General features: G+C 35.6%; 18 protein-coding genes. 1 reads left to right on the top strand and 17 read right to left on the bottom strand.

Features of this window, described 5'->3' with window-relative positions; translation table 11 throughout:
• Positions 1–23: 23 nt before the first annotated feature.
• The 16 genes from lpdD to ABM34_RS00335 form a co-directional block, all read right to left on the bottom strand.
• A complete protein-coding gene (gene lpdD, locus ABM34_RS00410) occupies positions 24–431 on the bottom strand; it encodes a prenylated flavin chaperone LpdD (protein ID WP_048702406.1) in 408 nt (135 codons plus the stop codon).
• A complete protein-coding gene (locus tag ABM34_RS00405) occupies positions 431–1,006 on the bottom strand; it encodes a UbiX family flavin prenyltransferase (RefSeq protein ID WP_048702405.1) in 576 nt (191 codons plus the stop codon). The genes lpdD and ABM34_RS00405 overlap by 1 nt, the downstream gene beginning before the upstream one ends.
• A gap of 13 nt (positions 1,007–1,019) precedes the next feature.
• On the bottom strand, positions 1,020–2,495 hold the full coding sequence (locus ABM34_RS00400; RefSeq protein WP_048702404.1) for a UbiD family decarboxylase: 1,476 nt from the start codon (positions 2,493–2,495) through the stop codon (positions 1,020–1,022).
• 101 nt (positions 2,496–2,596) lie between these two features.
• Positions 2,597–3,472 (bottom strand): LysR family transcriptional regulator, encoded by an 876-nt coding sequence (locus tag ABM34_RS00395; protein ID WP_048702403.1) that lies wholly within the window; start codon positions 3,470–3,472, stop codon positions 2,597–2,599.
• Between the two features lie 84 nt (positions 3,473–3,556).
• Complete coding sequence (locus ABM34_RS00390) at positions 3,557–3,745, bottom strand: PspC domain-containing protein (RefSeq protein WP_048702402.1); 189 nt, start codon at positions 3,743–3,745, stop codon at positions 3,557–3,559.
• 21 nt (positions 3,746–3,766) lie between these two features.
• The gene (locus ABM34_RS00385) at positions 3,767–3,961 is read right to left on the bottom strand and encodes a PspC domain-containing protein (protein ID WP_048702401.1); all 195 of its coding nucleotides are present in this window, start codon (positions 3,959–3,961) and stop codon (positions 3,767–3,769) included.
• Between the two features lie 93 nt (positions 3,962–4,054).
• Positions 4,055–4,741, bottom strand: coding sequence for a DUF4097 family beta strand repeat-containing protein (locus ABM34_RS00380; protein ID WP_048702400.1), 687 nt, complete (start codon positions 4,739–4,741; stop codon positions 4,055–4,057).
• A 76-nt stretch (positions 4,742–4,817) separates the two neighbouring features.
• Entirely contained in the window at positions 4,818–5,384 is a 567-nt protein-coding gene (locus tag ABM34_RS00375) for a TetR/AcrR family transcriptional regulator (protein ID WP_048702399.1), read from the bottom strand.
• 427 nt (positions 5,385–5,811) lie between these two features.
• Positions 5,812–6,642, bottom strand: coding sequence for a MetQ/NlpA family ABC transporter substrate-binding protein (locus tag ABM34_RS00370; protein WP_048702397.1), 831 nt, complete (start codon positions 6,640–6,642; stop codon positions 5,812–5,814).
• A gap of 136 nt (positions 6,643–6,778) precedes the next feature.
• The gene (locus tag ABM34_RS00365) at positions 6,779–7,468 is read right to left on the bottom strand and encodes a methionine ABC transporter permease (RefSeq protein ID WP_048702396.1); all 690 of its coding nucleotides are present in this window, start codon (positions 7,466–7,468) and stop codon (positions 6,779–6,781) included.
• Positions 7,469–7,471: 3 nt separating this feature from the next.
• A complete protein-coding gene (locus ABM34_RS00360; RefSeq protein WP_048702395.1) occupies positions 7,472–8,533 on the bottom strand; it encodes a methionine ABC transporter ATP-binding protein in 1,062 nt (353 codons plus the stop codon).
• 4 nt (positions 8,534–8,537) lie between these two features.
• A complete protein-coding gene (locus ABM34_RS00355) occupies positions 8,538–9,875 on the bottom strand; it encodes a M20/M25/M40 family metallo-hydrolase (RefSeq protein ID WP_048702394.1) in 1,338 nt (445 codons plus the stop codon).
• 15 nt (positions 9,876–9,890) lie between these two features.
• Entirely contained in the window at positions 9,891–10,718 is an 828-nt protein-coding gene (locus tag ABM34_RS00350; protein ID WP_048702393.1) for a MetQ/NlpA family ABC transporter substrate-binding protein, read from the bottom strand.
• 16 nt (positions 10,719–10,734) lie between these two features.
• On the bottom strand, positions 10,735–11,553 hold the full coding sequence (locus ABM34_RS00345; RefSeq protein ID WP_048706278.1) for a MetQ/NlpA family ABC transporter substrate-binding protein: 819 nt from the start codon (positions 11,551–11,553) through the stop codon (positions 10,735–10,737).
• A gap of 526 nt (positions 11,554–12,079) precedes the next feature.
• Positions 12,080–12,892, bottom strand: coding sequence for a MetQ/NlpA family ABC transporter substrate-binding protein (locus tag ABM34_RS00340; protein WP_048702391.1), 813 nt, complete (start codon positions 12,890–12,892; stop codon positions 12,080–12,082).
• A 788-nt stretch (positions 12,893–13,680) separates the two neighbouring features.
• Positions 13,681–14,289, bottom strand: coding sequence for a DPBB and LysM peptidoglycan-binding domain-containing protein (locus ABM34_RS00335; RefSeq protein ID WP_048702389.1), 609 nt, complete (start codon positions 14,287–14,289; stop codon positions 13,681–13,683).
• A 266-nt stretch (positions 14,290–14,555) separates the two neighbouring features.
• On the opposite strand from ABM34_RS00335, the gene ABM34_RS00330 reads away from it, so the two are divergent.
• Entirely contained in the window at positions 14,556–15,113 is a 558-nt protein-coding gene (locus ABM34_RS00330) for a YitT family protein (RefSeq protein WP_048702387.1), read from the top strand.
• Between the two features lie 116 nt (positions 15,114–15,229).
• On the opposite strand, the gene ABM34_RS00325 is transcribed toward ABM34_RS00330, so the two are convergent.
• On the bottom strand, positions 15,230–15,637 hold the full coding sequence (locus tag ABM34_RS00325) for an iron-sulfur cluster biosynthesis family protein (RefSeq protein WP_048702386.1): 408 nt from the start codon (positions 15,635–15,637) through the stop codon (positions 15,230–15,232).
• Positions 15,638–15,872 lie beyond the last annotated feature (235 nt).

Below are 15,872 nucleotides of genomic sequence, written 5' to 3'. Positions count from 1 at the left end.
GGAAGCACAAATGTGCCTCCTTTTTATTTTGGCTGTTCATTATCTGAATAATAAACAGGCTCAGGAATATTAAAATCAGTTTGCACTAACCAATCACTAATTTGATTACCTAAATTTTTCGCCATTACACCTGACATCATAATTTGCTTCTTCGAGATGTGATTTACGTGTACCCCAGCTGTGATAGTACAACTACCTGGTAAATTATTTTGAATTTTTTTGGCAATTCGTTCAGCCAATACATCGTCTTTGTGGAAACGACCATCATGACTTGGATAGCGAATAGTCTGAATTTCAGTATTCGAGGTCAATGTTGTAACCGTCCCAATATGGGGACTATCTCCACCAGTAATTTCAATCAATAAATCTTTGCCAATATTTGATACATCAGCCGACATTGTATGGTCTTCTTGAGTGACTTGAAATTTCATCAAATGCCCTCCCATCGACCACCAGCATCGTTTTCTATTCCAAGTGCATCCATAACTTTCATGGATTGATGGTCAACAATATCTTGAATTGTTTGAGGATGATTATAAAAAGACGGAATTGGTGGAATCATTTGGACGCCCATTTTTGAAAGCTTAGTCATGTTTTCCAGATGAATTGTATTTAGAGGCGTTTCCCTTGGCACCATGATCATTTTACGCTGTTCCTTCAGCGTCACATCGGCTGCTCGAGAAATCAAATTATCACCAAGCCCAACTGAAATACTCGCAATTGTTTTCATACTTGCTGGTACAATCACCATCGCATCCACCAAGAAAGAACCACTGGCGACTTTAGCCCCTAAATCTGAATCATTATAAGTGAAGTCCAACAAATTATTCACATCTTGCAAGGAATAATCAGTTTCAAGTTGGAGATTCTTCTTTGCCCAAGCACTCATTATTCCATGGGTCTCAACATTAGGAATTGACTTCAGCTTTTTCATCAAGCCAATTGCATAGATAGTCCCAGAAGCACCTGTCACCGCAATGATAATTTTCTTCTTATGATCAGACATTAAATCATCCCTTCTACTTCAAAAATTTTTTCCAATCATCGACTTTCTTAAATTGTGCACGAACGAATTTGTCCTTCATATCAAATGGTACGGTACCGTCAAGAACAGTCTTCGAACTCATTCCACGGACACGAATTGATTTTGGATCATAACCGGGAAGTTCTGATGGATCCAACGGATGATTTCTCATGCCAGGTAGCACTATGATGTCCTGGTCACCTTGAAACCTTGTATTCAAAGTCCAAATAACATCGTTCATATCAAAAATATCTACATCTTCGTCGACTAATATTACTGTCTTCAATTCTTTGAATGCTGAAAAAGCTAGCAACGCTGCTTGTCTTTGAATACCTTCGTCAGCTTCATCCTCCTTGTGTATTTGCATAATGGTCATCAATTTTCCACCACCCGCAGGAGGATTATAAACATTAGTAACTTTTCCTGGAATAGCCTTATCAACCAATTCAAGAATACTTGCTTCGGTTGGAATCCCCGCCATTGAAACGTGTTCTTCACTTGGTCCAATCGTTGTTTGCATAATTGGATTATCTTTTCTGTGAGTTATAGCTTTTACCTTAACTACGTTGACCGCAGGATTTGCATCCCCATCGTAGCCGGGAAATTCAGGCATTGCTTTACCAGTGTTAGTATTAATATCTTCTTGCATAGTTTGATTAGGCATAATTTCAGCTTCGACTACAAATTCAGACCGGGCAATCGCAGTTTCGTCGACAGAAACGCCATCAACTAATTCCACAGGTTGTTGACGCAAGGCACCGGCAATTGACAACTCATTGTATCCAAGTGGAGTTGTAGGTGGCTCAAATGTTGCACCAATGGTAATGGCTGGATCCAAACCGATATTAATTGTAATTGGCATTGGTTTATTTAATTTTTCAAATTGTTTTTGGAAATTGCCAATATGACGTCCTCCTGGCATAATGTACATCCCAATTGTGTCTTTATCTTCCAAAACCATGCGGTGAATAGTAACGTCACTCATTGTTTTATCGGGGCTAGAACCGTGTACCAATCCGACGGTAATATATGGACCGGCGTCATATTCAGTATTTGTTGGAGCCGCCAATAATTTTCTGATATCAAAATCCTTATCAGTTGATAAATGGACAACTTCTTGAGCAGGAGCTTTATCCTTAGAAACTTTGACAGGTTGAACTGGATTATCAACGGAATCCTTCAACATGTGTCCAAGTGTTTTGTAGTCGTGATGCAAAATCTTTCCGACACGTTTTCTGCTAGCCATCGCACCAATGAATACTCTAGTACCGGCGAACCCTTTTACATTGTTGAACATCATCGCTGGACCTTCGGCAGTTGGTCTTTCGACTGTACCACCAGCGCCAATGTAACGGTAGACACCTGAAAGCTCAGCATCTGGATCAACCTCAACATCCGTCTCGTGATATTGACCAGGAATTTGTTTCAACTCTTCAATAACTTTTCTTAAATCATATGGCTGTTCAGACATATAACTACCTCCCCGATTAACTTACAAATTAAGAATACTTTGGTGAGATAGTCGATTCAATTCAAAAAAATAGCAGAGTTATTCCAAGATGGAATACTCCACTATCGATTATTTTTAACATAGTTCCAAAACACATCACTTGCGGTGCTACTATGGTCTTTCTTACGAACAAAACACAACTCGTTATTTGTCGACTCTTTAAGTGGAATAACGACGAGGTTGTCTTTGTCGAAACCTTGAGCAGTTTTGCTCATCATTATTGAGATACCCATATTTTTAGCAACCATCCCCATAATTAAATCAGCCCGAACTCCTTGGTAAGAAATGTTTGGAACAAATCCTGAGTCCTCACACATGTTAATGACGGGCTGTAACAAATTAGTTGAATCCCCCAACTGTAAAAAGTTCTCTTGCTTTAACTCTTTTAAACTAATCACTTTCCGATTGGCCAGCTGATGATTTTTAGGAAGAACCACTGAAAAATCATCATTTTCCATCACAATGCTTTCAAGAGTATCATCCTTAAAATCAAAAGTTCTCGTAAAAATGATTTCACATTTATTTTGAATTAATGAATCCATCAACTGATTGCTCTCTTCTTCCTTAAGTGCAACATGAATTTCGGAATGTTCCTTCAAAAAATTGCTGAGCAATACAAAACTATCATAGTTTGGCATTGTAGGAATGGTATGCAATTCGATGGTTAAATTTTGTGCATCCCGATAATCGTTCAATTTAACTTGCATCGCATCATAATCATTTAAAATTTTCCTAGCGTACGGAATTATTAGTGTACCTTCAGTAGTTAACCCAATTTTCCTGTGAGCACGAGTAAACAATGTCACGTTCAATTCTTTTTCCAAAGCTAATATCTGCTTGGAAACGTTGCCCTGAGTAGTATATAATCGTTCCGCAGTTTCAGAATAATTTAATGTTTTGGCTAAATCTAAGAAAACTTTCAACTTGCGTAGATCCATAATATCACCTGCTATTCCGTTTCAGAATACAATACTCAGGTGAAAATAAAAAGCCCACATCATAACGGTGTGGGCAAATTATTGTTAGTCTGGATTTTCCATTAATAACCAAAGTAGTAAGTAAACTGGAATTCCAGCAAACCATGAAGTCAATGTAAGCAAGACATAAATGATACGTCCAAGTGTTGGATTCCAGTCATACTTTTCACAAAATCCGGCTATAACTCCGCCGAATACTTGATTTGTTCTCGATCTTTTTACTGGTATATGCATAATAATTTCTCCTCTTATTCCTTACTCAGGATTTTCCATTAATAACCAAAGTAGTAAATAAACGATGACACCGAGACCCGTCGTGAATAGTGCTAAAGATAAAACGAAGTAAACTATTCTGGCGATTCCCACGTTCCAGCCATAGTGTTCGGCAAATCCACCAATAACACCAGCCAATAATTTATTCTTCTCAGATCTCTTAATTGGAATATGCATTTTTATTTCCCCTTTGTTATTTCTATATTTATATAGTAACTAATTATTTAATGATAGTACATCTTATTTGCTTACATCAACCTTACGATTTTGTCACTTGACGGTCGAAATTTTAACTTGTCCTGAACCACTATTAATCTGCAATTGTTTTGTCGAATTATCGGTATATGTATGTTTTGATGAGGCTTTCTTCCTTCCGTTTAATTCAAAATTACCTGACTTGACGGATACCTTTAGACCAGGAGTATTAATATTCTTCAAGTTAGTAGTCCCATTCTTTTTGTTGATACTTCCGCCAGTTGGTAAATTAAGATTATTTGCCAAGGTAGTGCCATTTTGATGGTCAACAGATAAGTTGTTCACCTTCAATGAATTCAAATTCAATGTTCCATTTAATTGATTAATTTTTATCTGATTCATATTTTGAGCATTCTTTACTCTAATCAAAATTGATGCTGACTTACCAATTTCCAATTGATGTTTACCGTAATTTTGCTCCAAAATCGAGACTTGGTTATCTTTTGAATCAATCTTATATTGACCAACAACTTTATTTTTGATGATTACTTCAGACTTATTACCTTTTTCAATCGTGACCTTTGCTGTTCTCACTTTGATATCAACTGAGTTCAATTCATTTGGCAATTCAATTGATTGATCCGAAACTTTTTTGATGGACAACGTATTTAAATTTGCTCTCATTCCTGCTGCTTGAATTCCAAAAACTGCCACAACGATAACGATAAGAACAACTAAAACTATTAATAATATCTTTTTCATAAAACTCTCTCCTTAATTATGAATGAATACATTTCATATTCATTCATTCCTGGTTAAAGAAATAACTTGCTCGAAGTCATTTCAAAACAACTTTTAAAATACCTTCAATCAAGTCATCTAACAATTGTTGATAATTATCTGTCTGAATTTCACTCTGATGAAAATCCAAGATAGTTAATGCATCAAACAAACTTACAATTCGTTCCTTACTCATACCTGGCTTAACAATATCCTCATCAACCCACTTATCAATCAATTTCATCAAAGTAGAATAAATCAAACTATCTTCAACTGCGTTGGTATTTTGCTTAGCAATAAGTGAATTGAGTTTTGGATTAGAAAACCATTCTTGTAATATTCGATTATTACTTGAAAGCTTGAATATTTGCTCAATAATTTCTCGAATTAATTTTACCGGATCTTCATCTAAATCAATTTTAGCCAAGATTTGCGCTTTGATATCTTCATTTTCCTTGTTATAAATTTGTACGAAGATATCCTCTTTTGTATTGAAGTATAAGTAAAACGATCCTACTGCTACTCCAGCTATTGCGGCTATGTCTGCCACACTGGTATCTTTGAATCCTCTTTCTAAGAATAGTACGTGTGCTGCGTCGAAGATTCTATCTTTCTTATCGTCCATTCTGTCATCCCCAAACAAATTAAGATGTTGAATGAATTATAATCACATTCATTCATTAGGTCAAGATGTATTTACTAAAAAATACGGGTGTTGCGCTGAACTGCCGATTCCGGAAGCAAATAGATTTTTTGGCTGGAACGCTACAGAGCCATTTGAAGCCAATTCAAAGACCGAATTGTCTCCAAACTGACTCTTTCACTAAGCAGACTTCGTCTGCAAAGTGAACTTTGGTAGCTGAGCCAAAATCTATTTTCTCCCTCCATCTAGTTCTGCGCCAACACTCATTTTTATTAAAATTATTCTTTTTTGTTTGTTCTACCACCTATTTTTTCATTAATTAAACACTTTTAATTTACAGTGATTACTTTGAAATTAGTTCAAAAACACAAAAACAGCGTGGACGGATTCCACGCTATTTCTCTTGTTTCTATTGTAAAATCTTGTAATTCCATGCTGGTGATTCGAAATCGCTATAGTATTTCTTGATCAATTTGGCTATGTCATCTGATTCATATGCTTTTACAATTTTCTTGTAAGTTGGATTGTCTTTGTCTTTAGCATTTGCTGAAATGACGTTTACGTATGGCTTTGATTTTGCTGTTACTTTTTCTTCGTAAATTGATGATTTTGGATTTAATTTTGCATCACTTGCGACTCCACTATTAACAACTGCGGCTGTGACATCATTTAATGATCTTGCTGTTTGGCCTGCATCTAGTTGAGAAATTTTTAATTTCTTTGGATTTGAAGTGATATCTTTGACTGTTGGTAATTTTGTATCGTTGATTTTGATGAGTCCGGCACTTTCTAGTAATTGAAGTGCACGTCCTTCGTTTGTTGCATCGTTTGGAATTGAAACTTTGTCACCTTTTTTTAGTTGACTTATATTTTTAATTTTCTTTGAATATAGGGCCATTGGAGCAATTGCTGTTTGTCCGATTGAAACTATGTTTGTGTGATGAGTCTTGTTCCAGTTATCCATGAAGTAAACTGTTTGGAAAGCATTTAAGTCAATTTCATGTTGATCTAATGCTGTATTCGGTTGTGTGTAGTCACTGAATTCGACGATTTTAATGTTGATGCCGTCTTTTTTTACTTTTTCTCCAACTGCTTTCCAGATTCGATCATCCGAACCAGTAATCCCAATCTTTACTGTTTGTTCATGACTGGCTGCTGAACTCTTTCCACAACCTACTAAAATAATTACTGACAATGCAGCGAATAATCCTACCACTAGACGTTTAATTTGCTTATTCATTTTTATAATCCTCCCCAGAATTAAAAAATCGCTTCTATTTTTTATAGAAGCGACTGTTTTTGGCCAGCAAAATAGGGAAATACCGCTCCCCCATTTCAGGCACAACAATTACTTCCCTATTTATAATGCTTAAGTTTTAATGCTCTAATTTTCTTACTGCGAAATCTCCTAAACCTTGGATTACAAAAACTAATACCAAGATTAGTAACATGGAGACGATGGTTACGTCATTTTCGAATCTTTGATACCCAACGGAAATGGCCATGTTACCTAGGCCACCACCACCAACGGCTCCGGCCATGGCAGTTAATCCAATTAAACTAATAGTTGTTAAGGTTCCGGAACGAATCAATTCTGGAAGTCCCTCTTTTAAATAAACTCTAAAAATAATTTTCATTGGTGAAAGTCCGATTGATTCAGCAGCTTCGACGACTCCTCGATCAACTTCAACTAAAGCCAATTGAACTTGTCTGGCGAAGAAAGGCGCTGTACCAATTACTAACGGAACTAAGGCACCTTCAGGTCCGATTGTTTGGCCAACAATCAATTTTGTAAATGGTCCAATAACGGCCAATAAGATAATAAATGGAATTGAACGGAACAGGTTAACTAGCTTATCAATAATTTGGTAAGCAACTTTGTTAGGTGTGATTCCGTCTTCTGCGGTTGTAACTAAGGCAATTCCTAAAATAATACCAATAACTCCAGCAAATACTGCACTGACGAATGTCATGTAAAGTGTTTGCCAAATTGCTGTAACGAATCCGTTATCCCCATACCAGTTAGCAACAACGTTAGGAAAAACTGTATTTAAAAAGTTTGACATGGACTATTCACCCTCGCTTTCTGAAAGATCAATTTCTTTAACGTTGATCTTCAAATCATTCAAATATTGAATTGCTTCTTTAACTTTATCGTCGTCACCGCTTAAAGCTAACAGCATAATACCGATTGTTGTTCCAGATAATCTTTCCATATTACTGAAAAGAATACTTGCTGAAACGTTGAATCTCTTATACAAACCAACCACGATTGGTTCATTGGTGACATCACCAGTAAACTTCAATTCAATCAAGCTACCAGTCAAATCATTTACGATTCCACTAGACTTAATTTCATCCAGTGCTGACTTGATTTGTGTAGAAGTATCAACAAAGTCTTTCGTAAGTTTCTTTTGTGGTTTACCAAAAATTGTAAGCAAATCGCCCTCTTCAATGAGTTTACCTTGTTCCATAACGGCGACACGGTTACAAATTTGCTTGATGGCATCCATTTCGTGAGTGATGATAACGACTGTAATACCAAGCTGTTTGTTCAAACGATCAAGTAAGTCGAGGATTTCTGTAGTTGTCTTAGGATCCAACGCACTTGTTGCCTCATCAGAAATTAAGATTTCAGGATCATTGGCTAAAGCACGAGCAATACCAACACGTTGTTTTTGCCCACCGGATAATTGTGATGGATAGTTATTTGCACGATCAGAAAGGCCAACCAAGTCCAACAAATGTTCAACTTTCTTTTTACGATCTGCTTTAGAAAGTTTTGAGTCACGTAATGGAAAATCGATATTCCCGTAAACTGTCAATGAATTCATCAAATTAAAATGTTGGAAAATCATTCCGATGTTTTTACGTGCCGTACGCAATTCTTTGGCACTCAAGCTGAGCATGTTCTGGTTATTGACGATGACCTCACCAGAAGTTGGTCTTTGTAATAAGTTGATAACACGAACTAAAGTACTTTTACCGGCACCTGAGTAACCAATAATACCGAAGACATCCCCTTTTTGTACATCAATAGAGATATCTTTTACAGCTTCGATGGTTTTACCTTCACTAGTGAAAGTAACATCGATATCCTTTAGTTGAATTATTCCGTTTTGTTCTGCCATTGAATTACTCCTTCGCTATTTTTCCTAGAAATTCATCAAAGAAATCGATAAAGTCTAAATAATCTTGAATTCTAATATTCTCAGTTGGTGCATGGTTCCCAGCTTTTGAATAGCTGACACCACATGAAACGATTGGTGCTTCAGCGTACTTGTTAACTAAATACATTGGTCCAGTACCTGGACTTGATGGCAAGGCTTCAACCTTATCCTCACCACCATAAAATTCTTTAGCTGTGTCAATTAAAGTATTAACGATTGGACTATCAAGGTCCCAACGATAAGCTTTTTCACCTAACAGATATGAAACTTTAACATCGGTAAATCCTTGATCATTTAAATATTTGGTCAACTTAGCAAACAAATCCTTTGGATCTTGGTCAGGTACTAATCTGAATTCCAATTTTGCTTTAGCAGTCTTTGGAGTAACGGTTTTAACACCTTCACCTTCCCAACCACTGCTAATTCCTTCTATATTAATAGTTGGACTAAAAGTCAAATTGTAGTTAACTGATTTGTTATCCAGTAATGGGACTGTTAATCCCCATTTAGCTTTGAGATCAGGTGTAATTGTCTTTTCCACCAAATCTTTTTCACGTTGCGTAAGTTCTTTAACATCATCATAAAATCCTGGAACAAGAATCTTGCCACTTGGATCTCTAAGGGCATTTAAAGTCTGAGCTAATCTCCAAGTTGCACTGTCGACAACTGCAGCAAATGATGAATGCAGGTCAATGTCAGCTGAATTTGCTTCAAGTTCAAAACACAAGACACCTTTAGTTCCACCATTTAAACTGAATTGCTCATGTTCATTCTTAAATCCCGACTCCCAAATAACTAAGTCAGCTGAAAGTTTGTCATGATAGATTTTCAAATAATCCTCTAAATGTTGAGAAGCAACCTCTTCAGCACCTTCAACTAAAAATTTAACGTTACAAGGTAAGTCACCATGTTCTTGACGATAAATATTTAAGGCAGCCAGACGACTAATCAAGTCACCTTTACAATCTGAGGCTCCACGTCCGATAAATTTATCAGCAGTGACTTTGAGTTCAAAAGGATCTGATTTCCAAAGTTCCAAAGGCTCTTCAGGTTGAACATCATAGTGATTGTAAATCAAGATAGTGGTATTGGAAGGTTTCTTTGGATGAGCTTCAGCGAACACACAAGGTACATCGAAATCATTCCAGACCGTCGCATCGGCACCAAAATCAGTTAGTAACTTTTTCAAAAATTCAGCTGTCTCCGGTTGAGCTTGCTTCTTCGCAGAAACTGATGGTAACGCAATATACTCTTTTAATTGATTAATTGATTCTTGAATTAATGGGTCTGATAATTTTGACATTCGAGTCCCTCCACATTACTTAAAATCGTAATTCCAGGCTGGGTAAGTGGAGCCTTTGTACACTTCTTTAATCTTCTTGGCGATAAATTCAGTTTGATAAGCTTTAACAACTTTCTTGTAAGTCTTGTTGTCTTTCTTATCTTTTGTAGTGGCGATGATATTTACATAAGGTTTTGAATCTTTATTGATAACTTCCTTGTATATAGCATCTTCAGGTTTTAAGTTGGCATCTTGCGCAACATCGTTATTAACAACCGCTGCTGCTACATCAGAAAGTGAGTGAGCTGTTTGTGCAGCATCTAAAGGAGTAATTTTCAAATTCTTCTTGTTCTCACTAATATCTTTAGTTGTATACATGTTAGCTTTTTTTAACTTAATAACGCCAGCTTGTTGAAGGACACGTAAGCCACGATCTTCATTGGTAGCATCACTAGGAATTGTGACTTTGTCACCCTTCTTCAACTCACTTAAACTCTTAATTTTATTTGAGTAAATACGTTGTGGTGCGATGTAAGTATCACCAATTGAAACGACATTTCCGTGATTAGCTTTGTTCCAATCATTCATGAAATGATAATTTTGGAAAGCATTAATGTCTAATTCTCCTTGAGTCAATGCCTTGTTAGGAGTGTTGTAGTCATTAAACTCTACAAGCTTTAACTTAATCCCTTGCTTCTCCAACTTGGATGCTAATGGCTTCCAGATTCGATCATCTGACCCGTAGATTCCCACCTTAACTGTTTTCTCATTGGAATTATTGTTGCTACAACCTGCGAGTACGAAAAAAGCTAATGCTGCTGATAAAACCAAAAATATTTTTCCAAACTTATTTAACCTTTTCATTTAATCCACCCCTGAATTATTTAAGGTTAAGATTCCAAGCTGTTACCGCATTATCACCGTAAATCTTGTGAATTTCTTTGGCGGTTTCTTTTGACTGGAATGCTTTAACCACTTTCTTATAGTTCTTATTATTTTGTTGCTTCTTGTCGGCCACGATAATATTGATCCATGGCTTAGACTGTTTTGTTATCTTCTCACGATAAACTGCATTCTTAGGATTAAACTTTGCATCTGCGGCAACGTTTCCGTTAACAACCGCGGCAGTTACATCATCCAATGATCTGGCAGTTTGTGCTGCATCCAAGGTAACAAATTTAATATTCAATTTATTTGAAATCACATCTTTAGTAGAGGGCAATTTCTTATTTTTCAATTTGATAAGTCCTGCAGATTCCAAAAGTTGAAGAGCACGAGCTTCATTTGAAGAATCATTTGGAATGGTTATTTTGGCATTCTTTTTGATTTGGCTGACTTTAGTAATCTTATGAGAATACATGGCCATCGGTTGAATAATTGTGTAACCAATTGGAACCAAATCTGTGTGATGTGCTTTATTCCAAGTATCTAAGAAGTAAGTATGTTGATAGGCATTCATCTCAAGTCCACCTTGAGCAAGAGCCATATTAGGCTGATTGTAATCATTGAATTCAGAAATCTTTAAATTGATTCCTTCCTTCTTAACTTTCTTCTTAACGACTTCCCAGATTGGATCATCTGATGGGTTAATACCAACTCTTACGGTATTGCCACTATGATTGTTTCCACATCCTGCTAAAATAACTAATCCAAACATTGCTACAAATAATACTAGTGAGATTTTCCATCCCTTTGAAATCTTGTTCATTGCGTTCCCCTTAATTCAATTACTATTACGATATTATCAATTCGAAAAAATGGTTCTTGGCGGTTTTTGCTAATTTTTGAATAATCAAATTCCTCCCCTTAAGAACTTTCATTCTCAAAGTTAGAAAATATTAGAAAACAAAAAAGTCGCTTCTAATCGAAATCCTATTTGAATTTCGTTCTAGAAGCGACTTAACGCGGTACCATTCTAATTTGAGATGAGTTTACACTCGTCTCCTCGTCAACGTACAAAAAGTGATTATACGCGTGTATTATAATGGATACCAGCCATTGCATCTTTATCATTTAAGACTCAGCGCACCAATCACAGGTCATTTTCATAAGAACCTTCCACTACCTCTCAGCAACTGGTAGCTTTCTGTGGTTCAGGATTCTAATTACTTCCCCTGATCGAGTTGTTTAAATTAATATTTTTCTAACTAATCGTTGAATTGATAATACAATTTGACAATAAAATTGTCAAATTTAAATAATAATAGTAGGAAACGAAATTTTTATTATAGCTTTAAATTCCAAGCAGGTAATGTTGTACCCTTGTATTGTTTCTTGATATTCTTAGCATTTTCTTCTGATTGATAAGCTTTAACAACTTTCTTGAATGTTGGATTATCTTTGTTCTTCTTATCAGTAGCAATAACGTTCAACCATTCTTTTGATTTCTTAGTGATCTTCTCCTTGTAAATAACTTCGTTGCTTGGAAGATTTGCACTAGCAGCAATGGTGTTATTAACAACGGCAGCATCTGCATCATTCAATGAATGTGCCGCTTGAGCAGCATCTAAAGGTGTGACTGTAATCTTAGTATTGTATTTAGTAATATCTTTAACTGTTGGTAATGCTGCTTTCTTAAGTTGAATCAAACCTGCTGTTTCAAGAAGCTGAAGCGCACGTCCTTCGTTAGTTGCGTCATTTGGAATTGTAACTTTATCGCCAGCTTTTAAGTCGTTGATTGACTTGAGCTTTGTTGAATAAACTCTGAGTGGTGCAATAACCGTCGTCCCAATTGAAACTAGATTTGTATTGTGTGTCTTGTTCCAATTATTTAAAAAGTAAATGTGTTGAAATGCATTAATATCAAGTTCTCCTTGCGACAAAGCTTGATCCGGTTGATTGAAATCGTTGAATTCAACAAGTTTTAAATTAATACCTTCCTTTTTCAATCTCTTCTGAATAGGTTTCCAAATTGGATCATCAGACGTCATTATGCCGACTTTAACCGTTTTTTCTGATGAATTATTTCCACAGCCAACTAGTGCAAACAGTGAAAATGCTGCAACTACTACTAATAAAACTCGACGTAACTTTTTCATGGTGAATCCTCCCTAATTTTTAAATTTAAAACTAAAAAAAACCGCTCCCAAAACAAAAATTAATTTGTTTTAGAAGCGGCTGCCCGCGGTACCATTCTAATTTAGGATAGACTTACATCTATCCCCTTAACAACGTACAGTAATTATACGCGTGTACTGTAATGGGTACCGGCCATTGCCACTTTGTCCTAACGGATTCAGCGCACCAATCACAGGTCATTTTCGTTTGACACTTCAGCTCTCTCTCAGCAAATGAAAGCTTTCTGTATATCCATGTCGAAACTACTTCCCCTGATCAATTTGTTTGGTTAATAGTTTTAATATTTAAGATGTGCTTAATGATAAACACTTAAAATTTAATTGTCAACAGTTTTATTAAAAATATTCTCATTTAATTGTGAATTGATTTAATTTTTCTAAAAAATCAAGTCATATCTTACCCATAATTTTCTATTATCTGGTATTCTTAACTTGTAATATAGATAGTGATTTAAGAATCTGAGGAGGTTCATTGGATGAGTAAAAAATTCACTCAATTTTTTCTCAATTATTTCAAATCTATTCACACTCCATTTTCACCGGTTTATATTTCATATCAGACTAAGATAATTCGTAACTCAAATAAAGCTTTCACAAAGGAGCCTCCCTAGAGAAGCTCTTACATGATGATGACATTTAAATAGTAAAGACCACTTCTTTTGAAGTGGTCTTTTTTGATAGATTCAACAAAAAAAGGAAATTCCCCTCAGATGGAATTCCCTTTTTCATAAATATTCAAATGTAATTAATTATCCAACAACTGAAACAGATGCTGTTGTAACACCGTATGAAGGAATACTTGAATTAGGCATAGCAACATCTAATTGTTGTGGATTGCTGTATGCAAATGTTCCTGTATCATTAACGGTTCTGTATAATACTTGTCCATCAGACAATGTAATCTTAAGTTGTGTTCCCTTAGGGAATACTGATAAGTTTGCGGCTACACCAGAGTAACCCATGTTTGAACCTAGTACTGCGGGATCATAGAAACTAATCTTAAATGAACCAGCTTGTTGTGTTGTGCTAGGTGCATATGTTTGAGTTGCAGGTTGTGCAGCTGCTTGTGTGTTTGCTTGTTGTGATTGTACATTTTGTTGTACGGCTGATGTTGTTGGCAATGTGATAGTTTCACCTGGATAGATGATATCGAATCCGCCAACTTCACGGCCATTTGCTTGCTCTAATGAAGCAATTGAAACACCGTTGTCTTTAGCGATGCTCTTGTATGTGTCACCGGCAACAACTGATACGTGACTGCTGTCTACTGTTGTAGCGGCTTGAGAAGTACTTGTTTTAATACCAAAGATTGTTAGGGCCATGGCACCAACAAATGCTAGTGATAATACTTTTTTCATAAATATAAATACATCCTAACTTTTTAAAGTTTAGCTCTTGGCTATGTGAAGTACTATAACAGCTCAATGTTACATAAATAATCCGTCAACGTTACATTTTATGATTTTTATGTAACCTTGGTAACATTATTGTAATATTGGGATATAATTTTTGATCTAAAAGTTGATTAATAGGCAATCACGTAACTTGCTCAATTTATCTCAAACATGCTATATTTAATAACATGAATAAAAATTATTTGAGAATTACCTGGAAAATAGTTCTAATGTTGATTTCATTAGAACTCATAGCACTTAGTATTAACATGTTTTTTGAACCAAGTAAGGTTGCAGCGGGTGGAGCAACTGGACTAGCAATTCTAGTATTTGAAGGATTTTCGATTCCAACTTCACTGACGGTTTTCTCCATTAATATCGTTATGTTAATCATTTCCTACTTCTTTTTGGAAAAAATGACGACAGTTAAATTGATTTTCGGAAGTTTTGTCTTACCACTCTTGTTATTTTTAACACCAGTCTTTGATATAATTTCGCCAGTATTTCCTTCCGTTGTAGTTGGAAGTGTCGTTTTTGGAATCGGATTAGCCATTTTGTACACCTTAGACATGTCAAGTGGTGGGACAACTGTTCCACCAATAATTATCCATAAGCATTTTGGTGTCGATCGCTACATTACACTATTTATCGTTGATGCCCTGGTTTGTATCGGAAACATCTTCGTAACTGGCTGGATAAATTTTGGATTAGCAGTAATGTCAGTCGCAATCTCCAGTGCGGTAATTAAATTCTGCACTATTATAGAAGAAAGATACTTGAATTTTTAACAAGTGACTTCGCTAATTTACTTAATAAATGAAAAATGCCTCGTAATATTCAGATTAAAATCTGAAATTACGAGGCATTTTCTTATTGATAAATACAATTACTTTTTGAAAAAGGTTTAACAAATAAATTGGCCTAGCTTCTTCATTTCATTGAAACGTTGTGCCTCTGATTCAGGAGTCACATTTCTCCAGTCCACTACCGAAACAGTATTACCTAAAATTCCTGTGTTATCGCTCAATATCAGAAAACCATGCGTATAATCAAGCTTCAGACCATCACTTACCAAGTAATCCTCATAAGATGCCATAGATAAGTCGAAATCAGCATTATTTTCTAACTCTACATTAAATTTAGAATCTGGCTGATTCACAATAATTAATTGAAACTTATCTGCCATTGCACAGGTAGCACCAATACTTGAATATTTATTTGAGCCATCGTCAGTCGTCAAAATCACTGTGCTTCCGGCTGGAATTTTATCACTTAAATATCGTTTTGCTTCAGGTTTTATTTCGATTTTCATCCTTGAATCCCTCCAGTATGTTTGTATATCCCAAAAATGAGATTTAACAAATCAATAATTCCAATTTAATTCAGAAGAGTCCAGGAATCAAATATTCTGATTGTAAGTTCTCTCTACCGAAAACAACATATCAATATTAATCCGTAAAAAAAACAAAACACCACCTCTAATACCTAGGTGATGTTTTGTTCATTTAAAATCATATTTCTACTTTAACTGTATTAGTTTCAATTAG

It is taken from the genome of Companilactobacillus ginsenosidimutans, assembly GCF_001050475.1.
GTDB lineage: Bacteria > Bacillota > Bacilli > Lactobacillales > Lactobacillaceae > Companilactobacillus > Companilactobacillus ginsenosidimutans.
This window is presented reverse-complemented; position numbering and strand designations above follow the sequence as displayed.